Raw genomic sequence first — 16,891 nt, 5'->3', positions numbered from 1 at the left:
AGGTAAAGACCTCATCAAATAGTTTGTGATACGGTTCACGAGAACCCCGGATAGAGCCGAAGGACCTGAGTGCGACGGTCCATTGGTGTGAGGTCTCGATCACTCAGCCCGGGACTACGCTCGTCCATGACGACACCCTGCCCCCTTGTGAAAGCGGAGTTGCCGCCATGCCGTCCAAAGACGCCCGGAACCTTCTGCAGATCGCTGTGCCCACAGCGGCTGCAGGTGTGATCGCCGTCGCCGTGAGCGCCGCGGTCGCGGGGGGGAAGGGCGCGCTCGGTGCGGCCGTCGGCACGGTGCTGGCCATCCTGTTCATGGGTATCGGCCTGTACGTGCTGCAGTGGACGGCAAAAACGCTCCCGCAGCTGTTCCAGATGATCGGGCTGATGCTCTACGTCGCCCAGCTGTTGCTTCTCCTGATCTTCGTCGCTGTTTTCAGGGACACCTCTCTCTTCAACGCGAAGACGTTCGCCGTGTCGCTCGTCGTCGCGACCGTCGTGTGGATGGCCGCGCAGGCTCGCGCGCACATCAAAGCCAAGATCTTCTACATCGACCCGGACTCTGTGAAGAGCGAGAAGCCCGAGAAGACAGGGCCGTCGTCGTGAGAGGTAGGGGCGGGATAAAGGGCTGTGAGATCTCCTGCTATCGTCCGGTGCCAACTGCGGCATCGCGGGCGCGGGCATCCGAGCTGACGCCTGCTCGATCGCGAGGCTCGATGCCCCCCGGCCGCCCCCACATCCGTAACACCAGTCCGGTGCCGATCCGCGGCCGTGTGCCGCGCCGACACAACGAGGTTGCCGTACCCATGCGTCATGCCGAAGGAGCCCGCGGTGAGTGCTGACCAGACCCAGCTCGCCTTTGACTGGAGTTGTCGGATCATGTCCGACAACGGGTGCGGCTTCCCGGCCCCGGGCCTGCAGTCCTTCCTCTTCAAGCCGATGGCCACGGTCGGGGGCTTCCAGTTCAACAAGGTGATGCTGCTCGTGCTCATCACCACGGTGCTCATCGTCGGCTTCTTCTGGGCCGCCTTCGGCAGGGCCAAGGTCGTCCCGGGCAAGCTGCAGATGGTCGGCGAGGCCGGCTACGACTTCGTGCGCCGCGGCATCGTGTACGAGACGCTGGGCAAGCGGGCGGGCGAGAAGTACGTGCCGCTCATGGTCTCGCTGTTCTTCTTCGTCTGGATCATGAACGTCTGGTCCGTGATCCCGCTGGCCCAGTTCCCGGTCTCGTCGATCATCGCCTACCCGGCGGTGCTCGCCGCGATCGTCTACATCACCTGGGTCTCGCTGACCTTCAAGAAGCACGGCTTCGTCGGCTTCTTCAAGAACGTGACGGGCTACGACAAGTCGCTCGGCGGCGTGCTTCCGCTCGTCATGGTCATCGAGTTCTTCTCGAACCTGCTGGTCCGCCCGTTCACGCACGCGGTGCGACTCTTCGCCAACATGTTCGCCGGTCACCTGATGCTGGTCATGTTCACCGTGGCCTCCTGGTACCTGCTGAACAGCTGGCTGGTCGTCGGTGCCGGCGTCTCCTTCGTGATGACGGTGGCCATGATCGGCTTCGAGCTCTTCGTGCAGGCCGTCCAGGCGTACGTCTTCGTACTCCTCGCCTGCTCCTACATTCAGGGCGCTCTCGCCGAGCACCACTGAGTCGTACCACCTCCGCCAACCCCCAGACGTCCGGTGGCCAACCCCCACCGGTCCAGTAAAGAGAAGGAAGAACCGGCATGTCCGCTCTTGAGACCCTCGCCGCCACCGCTGGTGTCCACGGTTCCGTCGGCTCGATCGGCTACGGCCTCGCCGCGATCGGCCCCGGCATCGGCGTCGGCTTCATCTTCGGCAAGGGCACCGAGGCCCTGGCCCGCCAGCCCGAGGCGGCCGGTCTGATCCGCGCCAACCAGATCCTGGGCTTCGCCTTCTGTGAGGCGCTCGCCCTCATCGGCATCGTTATGCCGTTCGTGTTCGGTAAGTAATCACCTCTTACCCGACACGGATCGACGAAAGGCACTGATGTGATCGCCAACCTGGTACAGCTGGCGGCTCCGGAGCACGGCGGAAACCCGCTGGTTCCCGAGGGTCCCGAGCTGCTCGTCGGCACCATCGCCTTCGCCATCGTGTTCTTCTTCTTCTGGAAGAAGCTGCTTCCGAACATCAACAAGGTTCTGGAGGAGCGCCGCGCGGCGATCGAAGGCGGTATCGAAGAGGCCGACGCCATGAAGGTCGAGGCCCAGAGCGTCCTTGAGCAGTACAAGGCCCAGCTCGCCGAGGCCCGGCACGAGGCCGCGCGCCTGCGCCAGGAGGCGCAGGAGCAGGGTGCCGCGCTCATCGCCGAGATGCGGGCCGAGGGCCAGCGGCAGCGCGAGGAGATCGTCACCGCGGGTCACGCCCAGATCGAGGCCGACCGCAAGGCCGCCGCGCAGACGCTGCGTCAGGACGTGGGCAAGCTCGCCACCGAACTGGCCGGCAAGCTCGTCGGCGAGTCCCTCGAGGACCACGCCCGCCAGAGCCGTGTGATCGACCGCTTCCTCGACGAGCTCGAGGAGAAGGCCGAGGCCACGCGATGAACGGAGCGAGCCGCGAGGCCCTGGCAGCCGCACGTGAGCGTCTCGACGCGCTGACGGACTCCACGTCCGCCGATGCCGCTTCGCTCGCCGGCGAGCTGGCGGCCGTCACCGCGCTGCTCGACCGCGAGGCCGGCCTGCGCCGGGTCCTCACCGACCCGGCGCAGCCCGCAGAGGCCAAGGCGCAGCTGGTGGAGCGTCTGATCGGCGGCCAGGTGAGCGGTTCCACCGCCGACCTGGTGGCCGGGATGGCACGCTCCCGCTGGTCGCAGCCCCGCGACCTGGTGGACTCGCTGGAGGAGCTGGCGAGCACCGCCGACCTCACGGCCGCGGAGAAGACGGGCACCCTCGACGACGTCGAGGACGAGCTGTTCCGGTTCGGCCGGATCGTCTCCTCCACCACCGAGCTGCGCGCCGCGCTCACCGACCGCGCCGCCGGCGGCCAGGTAAAGACCGAGCTGCTGCACCGGCTGCTGGGCGGACGGGCCAAGCCCGCCACCGAGCGTCTGGTCGCGCGCCTCGTGACCGCGCCGCGGGGACGTAGCCTGGAAGCGGGACTGGAGTCCCTGTCCAAGCTCGCCGCCGACCGCCGGAACCGTCTGGTGGCGACCGTGACCTCGGCGGTGCCGCTGAGCGACCCGCAGAAGCAGCGCCTGGGCGACGCCCTCGCGAAGCTCTACGGCCGCCGGATGCACCTCAACCTGGACGTGGACCCCGACGTGATCGGCGGGATCCGGGTGCAGGTCGGTGACGAGGTCATCAACGGCTCGCTCGCGGACCGGCTGGACGACGCCACCCGCCGCATGGCGAGCTGAGCGACGCTCGGTATTCGAGAACAGCAGTAGTACTTACGACGGCCCTGGTTGGGCCGTGCAGAAGAATCCTGGGGGTCGCCCCCAGACCCCCAAAGTGAAACTTCGGGCCCAACAAGGAGAGCAGGGAACCCAGATGGCGGAGCTCACGATCCGGCCGGAGGAGATCCGGGACGCGCTGGAGAACTTCGTCCAGTCGTACAAGCCGGACGCGGCCTCGCGCGAGGAGGTCGGTACGGTCACCGTCGCCGGCGACGGTATCGCCAAGATCGAGGGTCTGCCCTCGGCCATGGCGAACGAGCTGCTGAAGTTCGAGGACGGCTCCCTCGGTCTCGCGCTGAACCTGGAAGAGCGCGAGATCGGTGCCGTCGTACTCGGCGAGTTCAGTGGCATCGAGGAGGGTCAGCCGGTCACCCGCACCGGTGAGGTCCTCTCCGTCGCGGTCGGCGAGGGCTACCTCGGCCGTGTCGTCGACCCGCTCGGCAACCCGATCGACGGCCTCGGCGAGATCGAGACGTCCGGCCGCCGTGCGCTGGAGCTGCAGGCCCCCACGGTCATGCAGCGCAAGTCGGTGCACGAACCGATGGAGACCGGCTACAAGGCCGTCGACGCGATGACCCCGATCGGCCGTGGTCAGCGTCAGCTGATCATCGGTGACCGCCAGACCGGCAAGACCGCCCTGGCCGTCGACACGATCATCAACCAGCGCGACAACTGGCGCACCGGCGACCCGAAGAAGCAGGTCCGCTGCATCTACGTCGCCATCGGCCAGAAGGGCTCCACCATCGCCGGCGTGCGCCGCGCGCTGGAGGAGAACGGCGCCCTGGAGTACACGACCATCGTCGCCGCCCCGGCGTCCGACCCGGCCGGCTTCAAGTACCTGGCGCCGTACACCGGTTCGGCCATCGGCCAGCAGTGGATGTACGAGGGCAAGCACGTCCTGATCATCTTCGACGACCTGTCGAAGCAGGCCGACGCCTACCGCGCCGTGTCGCTGCTGCTGCGCCGCCCGCCGGGCCGTGAGGCCTACCCGGGTGACGTCTTCTACCTGCACTCCCGGCTGCTGGAGCGCTGCGCCAAGCTCTCCGACGAGATGGGTGCCGGTTCGATGACCGGTCTGCCGATCGTCGAGACCAAGGCCAACGACGTCTCGGCGTTCATCCCGACCAACGTCATCTCCATCACCGACGGCCAGTGCTTCCTGGAGTCGGACCTGTTCAACGCCGGTCAGCGCCCCGCGCTGAACGTCGGTATCTCCGTCTCCCGAGTCGGTGGTTCCGCGCAGCACAAGGCGATGCGCCAGGTCTCCGGCCGCCTCCGGGTAGACCTCGCCCAGTTCCGCGAGCTGGAGGCGTTCGCCGCCTTCGGTTCCGACCTGGACGCGGCCTCCAAGGCTCAGCTGGAGCGCGGTCAGCGCATGGTCGAGCTGCTGAAGCAGGACCAGTACCAGCCGATGGCCACCGAGGACCAGGTCGTCTCCGTCTGGGCCGGCACCAACGGCCGTATGGACGAGGTCCCGGTCGTCGACATCCGCCGCTTCGAGAAGGAACTGATCGACTTCCTGCACCGGAAGCACCAGGGCCTGATGACCTCCATCAAGGAGGGCGCGAAGATGTCGGACGACACGATCCAGGCGATCGACGACGCAGTGGCCGAGTTCAAGAAGCAGTTCGAGACCTCGGACGGCAAGCTGCTCGGCGAGGACGTTCCTGCCGCTGCCGCCAAGTGACGTAAGGAAGGGACCTGACTCATGGGAGCTCAGCTCCGGGTCTACAAGCGTCGCATCCGATCCGTCAGCGCGACCAAGAAGATCACGAAGGCGATGGAGATGATCGCCGCCTCGCGCGTCGTCAAGGCGCAGCGCAAGGTGGCGGCCTCCACGCCGTACGCGACCGAGCTGACGCGCGCGGTCACGGCGGTCGGCACCGGCTCGAACACCAAGCACCCGCTCACCACGGAGGCGGAGAACCCGACCCGTGCCGCGGTCCTGCTCCTCACGAGCGACCGCGGTCTGGCCGGCGCCTTCAACTCCAACGCCATCAAGACGGCGGAGCAGCTGACCGAGCGCCTGGAGCGCGACGGCAAGCAGGTCGACACGTACATCGTCGGCCGGCGCGGTGTCGCCCACTACAACTTCCGTGAGCGCAAGGTCACGGAGTCGTGGACGGGCTTCACGGACGAGCCGACGTACGCGGACGCCAAGAAGGTCGCGGCGCCCCTGATCGAGGCGATCGAGAAGGACACGGCCGAGGGTGGTGTGGACGAACTCCACATCGTCTTCACCGAGTTCGTCTCGATGATGACGCAGACGGCGCTGGACGCCCGGCTGCTTCCGCTGCGCCTCGAAGAGGTCGCCGAGGAGGCTCACCCCCAGGGGGAGATCCTCCCGCTGTACGACTTCGAGCCCTCGGCGGAGGACGTCCTCGACGCCCTGCTGCCGCGCTATGTGGAGAGCCGTATCTACAACGCGCTGCTCCAGTCGGCCGCTTCGAAGCACGCCGCCACGCGGCGCGCGATGAAGTCGGCCACCGACAACGCGGGCGAGCTGATCAACACGCTCTCCCGTCTTGCCAACGCGGCCCGCCAGGCCGAAATCACCCAGGAAATCAGCGAGATCGTCGGTGGCGCGAGCGCCCTGGCCGACGCGACCGCGGGGAGTGACCGATAAATGACCACCACTGTTGAGACCGCGACGGCTACGGGCCGCGTCGCCCGGGTCATCGGCCCGGTCGTCGACGTGGAGTTCCCCGTCGACGCGATGCCGGAGATCTACAACGCCCTTCACGTCGAGGTCTCCGACCCGGCGAACGCGGGCGAGAAGAAGATCCTGACCCTGGAGGTCGCCCAGCACCTGGGTGACGGCCTGGTCCGCACCATCTCCATGCAGCCCACCGACGGTCTGGTCCGCCAGGCCGCGGTGACGGACACCGGCTCCGCCATCTCGGTCCCCGTCGGCGACTTCACCAAGGGCAAGGTGTTCAACACCCTCGGTGAGGTGCTGAACGTCGACGAGACCTACGACGGCGAGCGCTGGCCGATCCACCGCAAGGCCCCGAACTTCGACGAGCTCGAGTCCAAGACCGAGATGTTCGAGACGGGCGTCAAGGTCATCGACCTGCTCACCCCGTACGTCAAGGGCGGCAAGATCGGCCTGTTCGGCGGCGCCGGCGTCGGCAAGACGGTGCTCATCCAGGAGATGATCTACCGTGTCGCCAACAACCACGACGGCGTCTCCGTGTTCGCCGGTGTCGGTGAGCGCACCCGTGAGGGCAACGACCTGATCGAGGAGATGTCCGACTCGGGCGTCATCGACAAGACCGCGCTGGTCTTCGGTCAGATGGACGAGCCCCCGGGCACCCGTCTGCGCGTCGCGCTGGCCGGCCTGACCATGGCCGAGTACTTCCGTGACGTCCAGAAGCAGGACGTGCTGTTCTTCATCGACAACATCTTCCGCTTCACGCAGGCCGGTTCCGAGGTCTCCACGCTGCTCGGCCGTATGCCCTCCGCGGTGGGTTACCAGCCGAACCTGGCCGACGAGATGGGCCTCCTCCAGGAGCGCATCACCTCGACCCGCGGTCACTCGATCACCTCGATGCAGGCGATCTACGTCCCCGCGGACGACCTGACCGACCCGGCCCCGGCCACCACCTTCGCCCACCTCGACGCGACGACGGTGCTGTCCCGTCCGATCTCCGAGAAGGGCATCTACCCGGCCGTGGACCCGCTGGACTCCACGTCCCGGATCCTGGACCCGCGCTACATCTCCGCGGACCACTACAACGCCGCCATGCGCGTGAAGACGGTCCTGCAGAAGTACAAGGACCTCCAGGACATCATCGCGATCCTCGGTATCGACGAGCTCGGCGAGGAGGACAAGCTCGTCGTCCACCGTGCCCGTCGCGTGGAGCGCTTCCTGTCCCAGAACACCCACGTCGCCAAGCAGTTCACCGGCGTCGACGGGTCGGACGTGCCGCTGGACGAGTCGATCGCGGCGTTCAACGCGATCATCGACGGTGAGTACGACCACTTCCCGGAGCAGGCGTTCTTCATGTGCGGTGGCCTGGAGGACCTCAAGGCCAACGCCAAGGAGCTGGGCGTCTCCTGAACTCGCTGAGTTCGTGTGAGGGGGCGGGGTGCGTCCCGCCCCCTCACTCACGCCCACTAGAATTGACCCCAACACCCGGCAGAACCGCCGGGTGGTGACCCGAGGAGCCACCCTTGGCTGCTGAGCTGCACGTCGAGCTGGTCGCCGCCGACCGCCAGGTCTGGTCCGGCGAGGCCACCCTGGTCGTCGCGCGCACCACGTCCGGCGACATCGGCGTCATGCCCGGTCACCAGCCGCTGCTCGGTGTGCTGGAGTCGGGCCCGGTGACCATCCGTACGAGTGATGGTGGAACGGTCGTCGCCGCTGTGCACGGCGGTTTCGTCTCGTTCGCGGACAACAAGCTGTCGCTGCTGGCCGAGATCGCCGAGCTGTCGGACGAGATCGATGTCCAGCGCACGGAGCGGGAGCTGGAGCGCGCGAAGGCGGAGGGCGACGCCGCCGCCGAGCGCCGCGCGGATGTCCGCCTGCGTGCTGCGACGGCGCGCTGAACCAGTCGCGCGGTACGTTGACGTCACTCAGCCGCGGCCGGCCCGGAGCAATCCGGTGCCGGTCGCGGCTGAGGTAGATGTGGGTGTTTTTTCCGTTTCATTACGAAATGACAGAAGCAGTTCCTAGGAGACGAGGAGGTCGGTGCCGATGGTCCTCGCTCTGACTGTGTGCGGGATCGTGGTCGCGCTCGTGGTGGTGGGACTGTTCCTGTTCGGGCTGCGCCGCAGGCTCATCCAGCGTTCCGGCGGCACCTTCGACTGTTCCCTGCGCTGGGACGTGGCCGAGAAGCCGGACGCCAACGGCAAGGGCTGGAGCTACGGCGTCGCCCGCTACAACGGCGACCGCATCGAGTGGTACCGCGTCTTCTCCTACGCCTTCCGCCCGCGCCGCACCCTGGAGCGCGCTCAGATCGAGGTGGCCGGCCGCCGGCTGCCCGAGGGTGAGGAGGAGCTGGCGCTGCTCTCCGACGCGGTGGTCCTCGCCTGTACCCATCGGGGCACGCGCCTCGAACTCGCGATGAGCGAAGACGCGCTGACCGGATTCCTCGCGTGGCTGGAGGCAGCCCCGCCCGGTCAGCGCGTCAACGTCGCTTGAGCGCTGTTTTACAGATTGCTGCTGATGGCGTTCACCAGCTCACCGTTGCCGGTGTCGCCGCTGAACTCCCAGAAGAAGGCCCCGCCGAGTCCCTGGGACTTGGCCCAGCCCATCTTCCCGGCGATGGTCGACGGGGTGTCGTACGACCACCAGTTGCTGCCGCAGTGCGCGTACGCCGTACCCGCGACGGTGCCGGTGACCGGGCAGGAGGCCTTGAGCACCTTGTAGTCCTCGATGCCCTGCTCGTAGGTACCCGCCGCCGGGCCCGTGGCCGTACCGCCCGGGGCGTCCTGGGTGACGCCGGTCCAGCCGCGGCCGTAGAGGCCGATGCCGATGAGCAGCTTGGACGCGGGGACGCCGGCGGACTTGTACTTGGCGATCGCGTCGGCCGTGTCGAAGCCGGCCTTCGGGATGCCGGAGTACGAGGTGAGCGGGGAGTGCGGGGCGGTCGGGCCCTTGGCGTCCCAGGCGCCGAAGAAGTCGTACGACATCACGTTGTACCAGTCGGCGTACTGGGCGGCACCGGCGTAGTCCGCGGCCTCGATCTTGCCGCCGGCGGAGCCGTCGGCGGTGACCGCGGCGGTGACCAGGGCCTTGGAACCGAACTTGGCGCGCAGCGCGGCCAGCACGTTCTTGAAGGCCGCCGCCCCGCTGGTGTCGCAGGACAGGCCGCAGGCGTTCGGGTACTCCCAGTCGATGTCGATGCCGTCGAACACGTCGGCCCAGCGCGGGTCCTCGACCAGGTTGTAGCAGGACTGGGCGAACGCGGCCGGGTTGGCGGCGGCCTGCGCGAAGCCGCCGGACCAGGTCCAGCCGCCGAAGGACCACAGCACCTTGAGGTTCGGGTACTTGGCCTTCAGCTCGCGCAGCTGGTTGAAGTTGCCGCGCAGCGGCTGGTCCCAGGTGTCGGCGACGCCGCTGACCGACTGGTCGGCGGTGAACGCCTTGTCGTAGTCGGCGTAGGAGTCGCCGATCGCACACTGGCCGTTCGTCACGTTGCCGAAGGCGTAGTTGATGTGCGTGATCCTGGCCGCCGAACCTGACGTCACCAGGTTCTTGACGTTGTAGTTGCGGCCGTAGATCCCCCACTCGGTGAAGTAGCCGAGCTTGACCTTGTCGCCGGTGGTCGGGGGAGTGGTGGTGCCGCCGGTGGTGTGCACCTTGACCGCGCCGCTGACCGGGCCGGTCTGGCCGGCGGTGTCCCGGGCCTGCACGGTGTAGGAGTAGTCGGTGCCGGCGGTCAGGCCGCTGTCGGTGTACGAGGTGGCCGTCACGGTGCCGACGACCTTGCCGTCGCGCAGGACGTCGTAGTTCGTCACGCCCTTGTCGTCGGTGGCCGCGCCCCAGGAGAGCTTGACCGAGGTGTCGGTGAGGTTCGAGGCGGTCGGGGTGCCGGGCGCGGAGGGGGCCGCGTCACCGGGGGTCGTCGTACCGTCGCAACTGCCGCCGTTCAGCTTGCAGTTGGCGGGGGAGCCGGGGCCCGAGCCGTTGAAGCCGAAGGAGACGGAGGCGCCGGGGGCGATGCCGCCGTTGTAGGACTTGTTCTTCGCGGTCCAGTGGTTCCCGGAGTTCGTGACGTCCGCGTCCCAGGCCGAGGTGACGGACGTACCCGAGGGGAAGTCCCACTCGACGGTCCAGGAGCTGATGCTGCTGGTGCCGGTGTTCTTGATGGTCCACTGGCCGCCGAAGCCGGTGCCCCAGTCGCTGGTCTTGGTGAAGCCCGCCGTCGCGTCGGCCGCGGCCTGGGCGGGGCCCGCGAGACCGACGAGGCCGGCCAGGGGGAGCAGCAGGGTCACTAGGCCTGCCGCGGCTCTGTGTCTGAAGCGCATGCTGCGCCTCCTCGAATGTGGGGATGTCAGGGGCATGACTGAGCCTTCACGCCCACGGTGCTGCGAGAGTAGAAAGGTCTGGACCACCCGTCAATAGGTCTGGACCACTTCTCCGGCTCGCTGTGTCAGATCCCCAACTCCTGTGCCAGGACGGCCGCTTGGACCCGGCTGCGCAGCTCCAGCTTGGCCAGCAGCCGGCTGACGTGGGTCTTCACCGTGCCCTCCGCCATCCGCAGCCGCCCGGCGATCTCGGCGTTCGACAGTCCCTGGCCGACGCAGGACAGCACCTCCCGCTCGCGCGGGGTCAGACTGTCCAGTGCGGCCGGATCGGCCTTCGCCCCCCGCACCGGACCCGCCGCGAACTCGGCGATCAGCCGCCGGGTCACCGCCGGCGCGACGACGCCCTCCCCGCGCGCCACCGTCCGCACCGCCTCCAGCAGATCCCGCGCCTCGGTGTTCTTCAGCAGGAACCCGGCCGCCCCGGCCCGCAGCGCCCCGAACACGTACTCGTCCAGGTCGAAGGTGGTCAGCACGAGTACGTCCGCGGCCCCCTCCGCCACGATCTGCCGAGTCGCCGACACCCCGTCCAGGCGCGGCATCTGCACATCCATCAGCACCAGGTCCGGCCGCAGTTCCCGGGCCAGCTCCACCGCCCGCTCACCGTCCGCGGCCTCACCGACCACCTCGATGTCGGGTGCGCTGCGCAGGATCAGGACCAGCCCGGCGCGGACGGCGGACTGGTCCTCGGCGACCAGGACACGGATCACGAGGGGGCTCCTTCGGTTGCTTCGGCAGTTGCCGTGCCCGCGGTTCCGGTGACGGGGAGTGTGGCGCGTACGGTCCACAGGCCGGCCTCCGCTCCGGCCGCGAAGCCGCCGCCGAGCAGGTTCGCCCGTTCCCGCATCCCGGTGAGCCCGGAGCCCGAGCCGGGGGCGCGCGGGCTGTCACCGGACCGGTAGGGGCTCGTGACCTCCACGGTCAGGGTGTCGTCGGCCTGCCGCACGGCCACCCGGACGGTCCCGTGCGCCGCGTGCTTGAGCGCGTTGGTCAGCGACTCCTGCACGATCCGGTAGGCGGCCAGCTCCACCGGCGCCGGCACCCGGCCGTGGCCGGCGTCGAGGAGCACGTCGAGACCGTTGGCGCGGGCGGCCTTCACCAGGGCGGCGAGGCCGTCGAGCGTCGGTGTGGCGGCCGGTTCCAGGTCCCCGCCGCTGTCCCGCAGGATGCCGATCAGCCGCCGCATCTCGGCCAGTCCCTCCACACTGTTCTCCCGGATCACCGCCAGGGCGTCCCGCGAGGTCGCCGGATCGTCGAGGGACAGCGCGGCCGTGGAGTGGATGGCGATCGCGGACAGGTGGTTGGCCACCATGTCGTGCAACTCCCGTGCCATGCGCGCCCGTTCGGTGGTGATCGCCTGGGTGCGGTCCATCTCGGCGAGCAGCGCGGTCTGTTCGGCGCGCAGCCGGGCGGCCTCGGCCGCGTCCCGGTGGTCGCGCACCACCCAGCCGGTCGCGGCGGGCGCGAGCGCCACCACGCCGATGCCGACACCGATCAGCAGGGCCTGCGGATCGCGCCACAGGGCGGCCGGTACGACCCCGCCGAGCACCGTCAGCATCGCGGTGATCCAGGGGATGCGGCGGGCGGCGGCCGGGGTGCCGTACAGGACGGCCGCGTACATCAGGTCCGTGTACAGCACGACGGTGACCAGGCTGCCGAGGGTCACCGTGTCCAGGCTCAGCGCGAGCGTGCCGACCAGCAGGCCGATGCGGGGCCGGGTGCGGCGCAGCGGCTCGCACGCGGCCGTCACCGCCAGCGGCACCAGCGGGGCCCAGGGGGCCGACCACAGCACGAGCGGGTCCGTGGGCACACGCGAGTGGAGGCCGAGCGACCACAGCAGCAGGCCGCCGAGCAGCCCGCCCACGGCGATCCGCACGTCGTCGCGGTGGGGGCGGGGCAGTGCGAGGGGCATGCCCCCATCCAACACGCCCCACGGGCGGCCCGCGTGCTCCCCGGGCAGGGTCCTGGACTGCAACTTTCGCTTACGCGGGGTTCGCCCCCGCCGACGATGATCCGCGCCCCGGCCGCCGGGAGCCTTGAGGGTGACGAGGGGAGCGAGCCATGGTCGTATGGTTGATCATCGCCTGTGAGGTGGCGTTCTGGGTGCTGCTGGCGGCCGGACTGACCTTCCGGTACGCCCTGCGGATGCCCCGGACGGGACTGGTGCTGCTGCTGTGCGAACCGCTGCTTGAGGTCGTGCTGTTCATCGTGACCGCGATCGACCTGAGGAACGGCGCGCAGCCGGACTGGCGGCACGGCCTGGCCGCCGTCTACATCGGCTTCACGGCCGGGCTGGGCCACTCGACGATCAAGTGGGCCGACGCCCGGGTCGCCCACCGTTTCGCCGGCGGCCCGCCCCCGGTGAAACCGCCCCGCTACGGCACGGCCCGCGCCGTCCACGAATGGAAGGTCGCGGGCCGCTGGATCCTGGCCTCCGTGGTCGCCCTGGCCCTCCTCCAGGCCGCCATCTGGTACGTCGGCTCCGCCGGCGAGACCGGATCACTGCGCCAGTGGCAGCTGCGGATGCTGTGGCTGATCGGCATCAACGTGATCATCGCCGGCAGCTACACGCTGTTCCCGAAACGTGAGCGCTAACGCTCCCCGCCCGGCACCCACAGCACATCGCCCTCCGCCTTGTTCGCCACCCGGGCGAGAATGAACAGCAGGTCCGACAGGCGGTTGAGGTAGGTCGCGGTGAGCGGGTTCATCGTCTCGCCGTGGACCTCCAGGGCCGCCCAGGTGGAGCGCTCGGCCCGGCGTACGACCGTGCAGGCCTGGTGCAGGAGGGCCGCGCCCGGGGTGCCGCCCGGCAGGATGAAGGAGCGGAGCTTCTCCAGCTGCTCGTTGAAGCGGTCGCAGTCCGCCTCCAGCTTGTCGATGTAGAACTGCTCGACCCGCAGCGGCGGGAACTGCGGGTTCTCCACCACGGGCGTCGACAGGTCCGCACCCACGTCGAACAGGTCGTTCTGGACGCGTGTGAGGACCGCGACGACCTCCTCCTCCAGACCGCCCAGCGCGATCGCGGCGCCGATCACCGCGTTGGCCTCGTTGGCGTCGGCGTACGCGGAGATCCTGAGGTCCGTCTTGGGTACCCGGCTCATGTCACCGAGGTGGGTGGTGCCCTTGTCGCCGGTCCTGGTGTAGATGCGCGTCAGATTGACCATGTGACCAGCGTAGTTACGCCCCCGTCGTCCGGAACACCCGTGTGCCCACCGTCACGGTCAGCGCCGCGAAGCCGACGGCGACGAGGACGCCGTAGAGCATGTGCGCGGTCGCATAGTGGCCGACGTACGCGTCGCGCACCGCGTCCACCAGATAGCGGAACGGGACGAAGTGCGACAGCACGTTCAGCCAGGCCGGTGCCAGGGTCATCGGGAGCATCAGGCCGGACAGCAGCATCGACGGCATCGACACCATGTTGATCAGCGGACCGAACTCCTGCGGGGTGCGCGCCTTCATCCCGAGCGCGTACGACAGCGAGGCCAGCGACAGCGTGAGCAGCGCGACGAACCCGAAGCCGATCAGGATGCCCGCGACCGGCGCGCGCAGGCCCATGACGAGCGCGGCCAGCACCAGCAGCACCGCCTGGAAGACGAAGACCGTGGCGTCGCGCAGCACCCGGCCGAGCAGCAGGGCGAGCCGGCTGACCGGGGTCACCCGCATCCGCTCCACCACCCCCTGCCCCTTCTCGACGATGACCGTGAACCCGGCGAACAGGGCGCCGAACAGGCCGAGTTGGAGCAGCAGCCCGGGGACCAGCACCTGCCAGGAGCTGCCCGTGCCACCCAGCGGCAGACCGGTGAGCAGCGGCCCGAAGAAGAGCAGATAGAGCAGGGGGGTGAGCACCCCGAAGAGCAGGGCGAAGCGGGAGCGCAGGGACTGGCGGAGGTAACGGCCGTAGATGAGGGCCGTGTCGTGAAGGAGCATCTTCTTGCGGATCCTTATACGGCGACGGGGGCGGCGTCGGCCGGGGCGGGCCCGCGGCCGGTGACGGCGAGGAAGGTGTCCTGGAGCGAGGCGTCGACCGAGCCGCCGTACCGGAGCTTCAGTGCGCTCGGCGTGCCCTCGGCGGCGACCGTGCCCTGGTCGACGATCACCAGACGGTCGGCGAGGGCGTCGGCCTCGTCCAGGTAGTGCGTGGTCAGGAAGACGGTCGTGCCGTGGTCGTCGCGCAGCCGCCGGACCAGGTCCCACAGGTCGGCGCGGCTGCCCGGGTCCAGGCCGGTGGTCGGCTCGTCCAGGAACAGCACCCGGGGCCGGTGGGTGAGCGCCATCGCGATGTCCAGCCGCCGCCGCTGACCACCGGAGAGGGCGCCGGCCTTGCGGTCCAGGAACCCGGTGAGGTCCAGGTCGCGGGCGAGTTCCTCGGCCCGGGCGCTCGCCCCGGCCCTGGACAGCCGGTACATCCGCGCCTGGGTGACCAGCTCCTCCCGCACGGTGATCTGCGGATCGACCCCGCCGGACTGGGCGACGTACCCGCTCGCCGCGCGCACCCCGGCCGGATCCGTCGCGAGGTCGTGCCCGGCGACGGTGGCCGCGCCGCCGGTCGGCTTCAGCAGGGTCGTGAGCATCCGCAGGGTGGTCGTCTTGCCGGCGCCGTTGGGTCCGAGGAAGCCGAGGATCTCGCCTTCCCGGACGGCGAGGTCGATACCGCGCACGGCCTGAACCGGCCCGGCCTTGGTCTGGAAGGTGCGGGCGAGACCCGCCGCACTGATGACTGCTGCCATGCCCCCAGAAAAACAGAGTCTCTGAAAATTTGCAATGACCCCAAGTTTTCATCGGCCCCAGCGAAGTTAGGATGCGGGGATGGCAGAGGGACTCAGGGAGCGGAAGAAGCGGCAGACCCGGCAGTACATCTCGGATGTCGCCACGGGGCTGTTCGTCGAGCGGGGCTTCGACGCGGTGACGGTCGCGGAGATCGCCGCGGCGGCGAACGTCTCCGTCAACACCGTCTACAACTACTTCCCGGCCAAGGAGGACCTCTTCTTCGACCGCTCGGCGGGCATGGTCGACCGCCTCGCCCGCTGGGTCCGGGGCAGGCCGGAAGGCGAGTCGGCCGCCGCGGCGGTCCTCCGCGAACTGCGCGAGGAGGTCGAGGCGGTGTCCCCCCGGGTCGGCCTGCTCCCCGGCTACGCCGCCTTCATGAAGGTCATCGAAGAGGCCCCCGCCCTGCGCTCCCGCCTGTGGGCCCTCGCCCAGGAGGTCCAGGCCAACCTGGAACAGGTGCTCCGCGAGGACACCGGCGCGTCAGCCGACGACGAGCTGCCCCATCTGATGGCCGGGCAGATCGGCTGGATCCACAGCACGGTCGTCGCGGTCATCGGCCGCGAGATGGTCAAGGGGCGCGGCCCGCGCGAGGTGTCCCGGGAGGTGTTGGTGCTGCTGGACGACATCGAGGACCTGCTGAGCGAGCGGGTCCTCGGCTATGCGGTACGGGGAGGTCTCGGCTGAACTCCCCGTCACCGCCGGCCGGCCCGGCGAGGGCGAAACTACCGTCATGGACCTGCTGTCGCTGCGATACTTCCAGGCCGTGGCCCGTCACCAGCACATCAGCCGGGCCGCCGAGGAACTCCGGGTGGCCCAGCCGTCGGTGAGCCGGACCATCATCCGGCTCGAATCGGAACTCGGCCTCCAGCTGTTCGACCGCCAGGGGCGCCGGATACGGCTCAATGAGCACGGCGCCGCCTTCCTGCACCGGGTCGAGCGGGCTCTGACCGAGCTCGACGACGCCCGGCGGGAGATGACCGACGCCTCCTGCGCCGGGCCGGGCCGTGTCGCCGTCGCCGCGGAGACCCTGTTTCAGCTCGCCGGGGTGCTCTCCGCCTTCCGTGCGCTGCGTCCCGGGGTGAGCGTGCGCCTGTTCCAGGCCCCGGTGGGCTCGATGCGACGGCATCTGCGCTCCGGCGACGTGGATTTCGCGCTCGCCTCCCAGCCGCTCACCGGGCCCGGGCTGTGCTCGGTCGAGCTGGTCCGGGAAGAGGTGCTGCTGGCCGTGCCGCTGGGGCATGCGCTCTCCGGTCGCGAACGGGTCGCGGTGGCCGAGCTGGCCGACGAGGACTTCGTCACCACGCGCACCGGCCACTGGCAACGCGCCTTGCTGGACCGGCTCTTCGCCCGTGAGGGACTGACGCCCCGGGTGGTCTGCGAGGGGGACGAGGCCGCCGCCACGCCTGAGCTGATCGGTGCCGGGCTGGGCGTCGGTCTGATGCCGGCCATCGCCCGCCGGGCCCTCGGCGAGCACGGCAGGGTGGCCCTGCTGCGGCTGGACGCCGAGGACTGCCACCGGACCCTGACGCTGGTGTGGCGTGACCATGCCCATCTCTCCCCGGCCGCCCTGGACTTCCGCCGCGTGGCCGTGGAGTCCTTCATGACCGACGTGTCATGAGTACATGGCCAAAGCGGTCGTGGAAGGCATGAGGGGCGGGCACTAGCGTCGAGGGCGTCC

General features: G+C 69.3%; 19 protein-coding genes. 13 read left to right on the top strand and 6 right to left on the bottom strand.

What is annotated here, in order from left to right; all coding sequences use genetic code 11:
* Positions 1 to 167: 167 nt before the first annotated feature.
* The 10 genes from ACZ7GZ_RS24770 (at position 168) to ACZ7GZ_RS24725 (ending at position 8,560) form a co-directional block, all read left to right on the top strand.
* A complete protein-coding gene (locus ACZ7GZ_RS24770; protein ID WP_471027456.1) occupies positions 168 to 605 on the top strand; it encodes a hypothetical protein in 438 nt (145 codons plus the stop codon).
* Between the two features lie 273 nt (positions 606 to 878).
* The gene (gene atpB, locus ACZ7GZ_RS24765) at positions 879 to 1,649 is read left to right on the top strand and encodes a F0F1 ATP synthase subunit A (RefSeq protein ID WP_471027454.1); all 771 of its coding nucleotides are present in this window, start codon (positions 879 to 881) and stop codon (positions 1,647 to 1,649) included.
* Between the two features lie 77 nt (positions 1,650 to 1,726).
* The gene (gene atpE / locus ACZ7GZ_RS24760) at positions 1,727 to 1,972 is read left to right on the top strand and encodes an ATP synthase F0 subunit C (protein WP_471027452.1); all 246 of its coding nucleotides are present in this window, start codon (positions 1,727 to 1,729) and stop codon (positions 1,970 to 1,972) included.
* Positions 1,973 to 2,011: 39 nt separating this feature from the next.
* Entirely contained in the window at positions 2,012 to 2,563 is a 552-nt protein-coding gene (locus tag ACZ7GZ_RS24755; protein ID WP_471027451.1) for a F0F1 ATP synthase subunit B, read from the top strand.
* Positions 2,560 to 3,375: a F0F1 ATP synthase subunit delta gene (locus ACZ7GZ_RS24750; RefSeq protein ID WP_471027449.1), complete on the top strand. Its 816-nt coding sequence runs from the start codon at positions 2,560 to 2,562 to the stop codon at positions 3,373 to 3,375. The genes ACZ7GZ_RS24755 and ACZ7GZ_RS24750 overlap by 4 nt, the downstream gene beginning before the upstream one ends.
* A gap of 133 nt (positions 3,376 to 3,508) precedes the next feature.
* Entirely contained in the window at positions 3,509 to 5,101 is a 1,593-nt protein-coding gene (gene atpA / locus ACZ7GZ_RS24745; protein ID WP_360096397.1) for a F0F1 ATP synthase subunit alpha, read from the top strand.
* A gap of 21 nt (positions 5,102 to 5,122) precedes the next feature.
* Complete coding sequence (locus tag ACZ7GZ_RS24740) at positions 5,123 to 6,040, top strand: F0F1 ATP synthase subunit gamma (protein WP_360096400.1); 918 nt, start codon at positions 5,123 to 5,125, stop codon at positions 6,038 to 6,040.
* Entirely contained in the window at positions 6,041 to 7,477 is a 1,437-nt protein-coding gene (gene atpD / locus ACZ7GZ_RS24735; protein ID WP_471027447.1) for a F0F1 ATP synthase subunit beta, read from the top strand.
* 113 nt (positions 7,478 to 7,590) lie between these two features.
* Positions 7,591 to 7,965, top strand: a complete 375-nt coding sequence (locus tag ACZ7GZ_RS24730; RefSeq protein WP_037656493.1) for a F0F1 ATP synthase subunit epsilon — start codon at positions 7,591 to 7,593, stop codon at positions 7,963 to 7,965.
* A gap of 148 nt (positions 7,966 to 8,113) precedes the next feature.
* Positions 8,114 to 8,560: a DUF2550 domain-containing protein gene (locus tag ACZ7GZ_RS24725; protein WP_471027445.1), complete on the top strand. Its 447-nt coding sequence runs from the start codon at positions 8,114 to 8,116 to the stop codon at positions 8,558 to 8,560.
* 8 nt (positions 8,561 to 8,568) lie between these two features.
* Here the strand turns inward: ACZ7GZ_RS24725 and ACZ7GZ_RS24720 are convergent, their stop codons facing one another.
* The 3 genes from ACZ7GZ_RS24720 to ACZ7GZ_RS24710 all read right to left on the bottom strand — a co-directional run bounded on the left by ACZ7GZ_RS24720 (position 8,569) and on the right by ACZ7GZ_RS24710 (position 12,358).
* Positions 8,569 to 10,389 carry a glycosyl hydrolase family 18 protein gene (locus ACZ7GZ_RS24720; RefSeq protein WP_471027443.1) on the bottom strand — a complete coding sequence of 607 codons (1,821 nt, stop codon included), beginning with the start codon at positions 10,387 to 10,389 and terminating at the stop codon, positions 8,569 to 8,571.
* 125 nt (positions 10,390 to 10,514) lie between these two features.
* Complete coding sequence (locus ACZ7GZ_RS24715) at positions 10,515 to 11,156, bottom strand: response regulator (protein WP_471027441.1); 642 nt, start codon at positions 11,154 to 11,156, stop codon at positions 10,515 to 10,517.
* On the bottom strand, positions 11,153 to 12,358 hold the full coding sequence (locus ACZ7GZ_RS24710) for a sensor histidine kinase (RefSeq protein ID WP_471027439.1): 1,206 nt from the start codon (positions 12,356 to 12,358) through the stop codon (positions 11,153 to 11,155). The genes ACZ7GZ_RS24715 and ACZ7GZ_RS24710 overlap by 4 nt, the downstream gene beginning before the upstream one ends.
* A 149-nt stretch (positions 12,359 to 12,507) precedes the next feature.
* On the opposite strand from ACZ7GZ_RS24710, the gene ACZ7GZ_RS24705 reads away from it, so the two are divergent.
* Positions 12,508 to 13,041, top strand: a complete 534-nt coding sequence (locus ACZ7GZ_RS24705) for a hypothetical protein (protein ID WP_471027437.1) — start codon at positions 12,508 to 12,510, stop codon at positions 13,039 to 13,041.
* Here ACZ7GZ_RS24705 and ACZ7GZ_RS24700 read toward each other — a convergent pair.
* From ACZ7GZ_RS24700 to ACZ7GZ_RS24690, 3 genes are read right to left on the bottom strand one after another with little or no spacing between them, the layout of a single operon-like run.
* Positions 13,038 to 13,610, bottom strand: coding sequence for a cob(I)yrinic acid a,c-diamide adenosyltransferase (locus ACZ7GZ_RS24700; RefSeq protein ID WP_471027435.1), 573 nt, complete (start codon positions 13,608 to 13,610; stop codon positions 13,038 to 13,040). The two genes, ACZ7GZ_RS24705 and ACZ7GZ_RS24700, sit on opposite strands and share 4 nt — an antisense overlap.
* Positions 13,611 to 13,623: 13 nt before the next feature.
* On the bottom strand, positions 13,624 to 14,373 hold the full coding sequence (locus tag ACZ7GZ_RS24695) for an ABC transporter permease (RefSeq protein WP_471027433.1): 750 nt from the start codon (positions 14,371 to 14,373) through the stop codon (positions 13,624 to 13,626).
* Positions 14,374 to 14,387: 14 nt separating this feature from the next.
* Positions 14,388 to 15,173 (bottom strand): ABC transporter ATP-binding protein, encoded by a 786-nt coding sequence (locus ACZ7GZ_RS24690; protein WP_471027432.1) that lies wholly within the window; start codon positions 15,171 to 15,173, stop codon positions 14,388 to 14,390.
* A gap of 79 nt (positions 15,174 to 15,252) precedes the next feature.
* Between ACZ7GZ_RS24690 and ACZ7GZ_RS24685 the strand changes: the two genes are divergently transcribed.
* Together ACZ7GZ_RS24685 and ACZ7GZ_RS24680 are read left to right on the top strand one after the other, a co-directional pair.
* On the top strand, positions 15,253 to 15,897 hold the full coding sequence (locus ACZ7GZ_RS24685) for a TetR/AcrR family transcriptional regulator (RefSeq protein WP_471027430.1): 645 nt from the start codon (positions 15,253 to 15,255) through the stop codon (positions 15,895 to 15,897).
* 46 nt (positions 15,898 to 15,943) lie between these two features.
* On the top strand, positions 15,944 to 16,831 hold the full coding sequence (locus tag ACZ7GZ_RS24680) for a LysR family transcriptional regulator (RefSeq protein WP_471027429.1): 888 nt from the start codon (positions 15,944 to 15,946) through the stop codon (positions 16,829 to 16,831).
* Positions 16,832 to 16,891 lie beyond the last annotated feature (60 nt).

Source organism: Streptomyces sp. NPDC037288 (assembly GCF_055603265.1).
This window is presented reverse-complemented; position numbering and strand designations above follow the sequence as displayed.

Bases quoted from the DNA above. Each gene is read 5' to 3' on its own strand.
- ACZ7GZ_RS24770 (WP_471027456.1), top strand. From the start codon at position 168: ATGCCGTCCAAAGACGCCCGGAACCTTCTGCAGATCGCTGTGCCCACA.
- atpB (WP_471027454.1), top strand. From the start codon at position 879: ATGTCCGACAACGGGTGCGGCTTCCCGGCCCCGGGCCTGCAGTCCTTC.
- atpE (WP_471027452.1), top strand. From the start codon at position 1,727: ATGTCCGCTCTTGAGACCCTCGCCGCCACCGCTGGTGTCCACGGTTCC.
- ACZ7GZ_RS24750 (WP_471027449.1), top strand. From the start codon at position 2,560: ATGAACGGAGCGAGCCGCGAGGCCCTGGCAGCCGCACGTGAGCGTCTC.
- atpA (WP_360096397.1), top strand. From the start codon at position 3,509: ATGGCGGAGCTCACGATCCGGCCGGAGGAGATCCGGGACGCGCTGGAG.
- ACZ7GZ_RS24740 (WP_360096400.1), top strand. From the start codon at position 5,123: ATGGGAGCTCAGCTCCGGGTCTACAAGCGTCGCATCCGATCCGTCAGC.
- atpD (WP_471027447.1), top strand. From the start codon at position 6,041: ATGACCACCACTGTTGAGACCGCGACGGCTACGGGCCGCGTCGCCCGG.
- ACZ7GZ_RS24725 (WP_471027445.1), top strand. From the start codon at position 8,114: ATGGTCCTCGCTCTGACTGTGTGCGGGATCGTGGTCGCGCTCGTGGTG.
- ACZ7GZ_RS24720 (WP_471027443.1), bottom strand. From the start codon at position 10,389: ATGCGCTTCAGACACAGAGCCGCGGCAGGCCTAGTGACCCTGCTGCTC.
- ACZ7GZ_RS24710 (WP_471027439.1), bottom strand. From the start codon at position 12,358: ATGCCCCTCGCACTGCCCCGCCCCCACCGCGACGACGTGCGGATCGCC.
- ACZ7GZ_RS24705 (WP_471027437.1), top strand. From the start codon at position 12,508: ATGGTCGTATGGTTGATCATCGCCTGTGAGGTGGCGTTCTGGGTGCTG.
- ACZ7GZ_RS24700 (WP_471027435.1), bottom strand. From the start codon at position 13,610: ATGGTCAATCTGACGCGCATCTACACCAGGACCGGCGACAAGGGCACC.
- ACZ7GZ_RS24695 (WP_471027433.1), bottom strand. From the start codon at position 14,373: ATGCTCCTTCACGACACGGCCCTCATCTACGGCCGTTACCTCCGCCAG.
- ACZ7GZ_RS24690 (WP_471027432.1), bottom strand. From the start codon at position 15,173: ATGGCAGCAGTCATCAGTGCGGCGGGTCTCGCCCGCACCTTCCAGACC.
- ACZ7GZ_RS24685 (WP_471027430.1), top strand. From the start codon at position 15,253: ATGGCAGAGGGACTCAGGGAGCGGAAGAAGCGGCAGACCCGGCAGTAC.
- ACZ7GZ_RS24680 (WP_471027429.1), top strand. From the start codon at position 15,944: ATGGACCTGCTGTCGCTGCGATACTTCCAGGCCGTGGCCCGTCACCAG.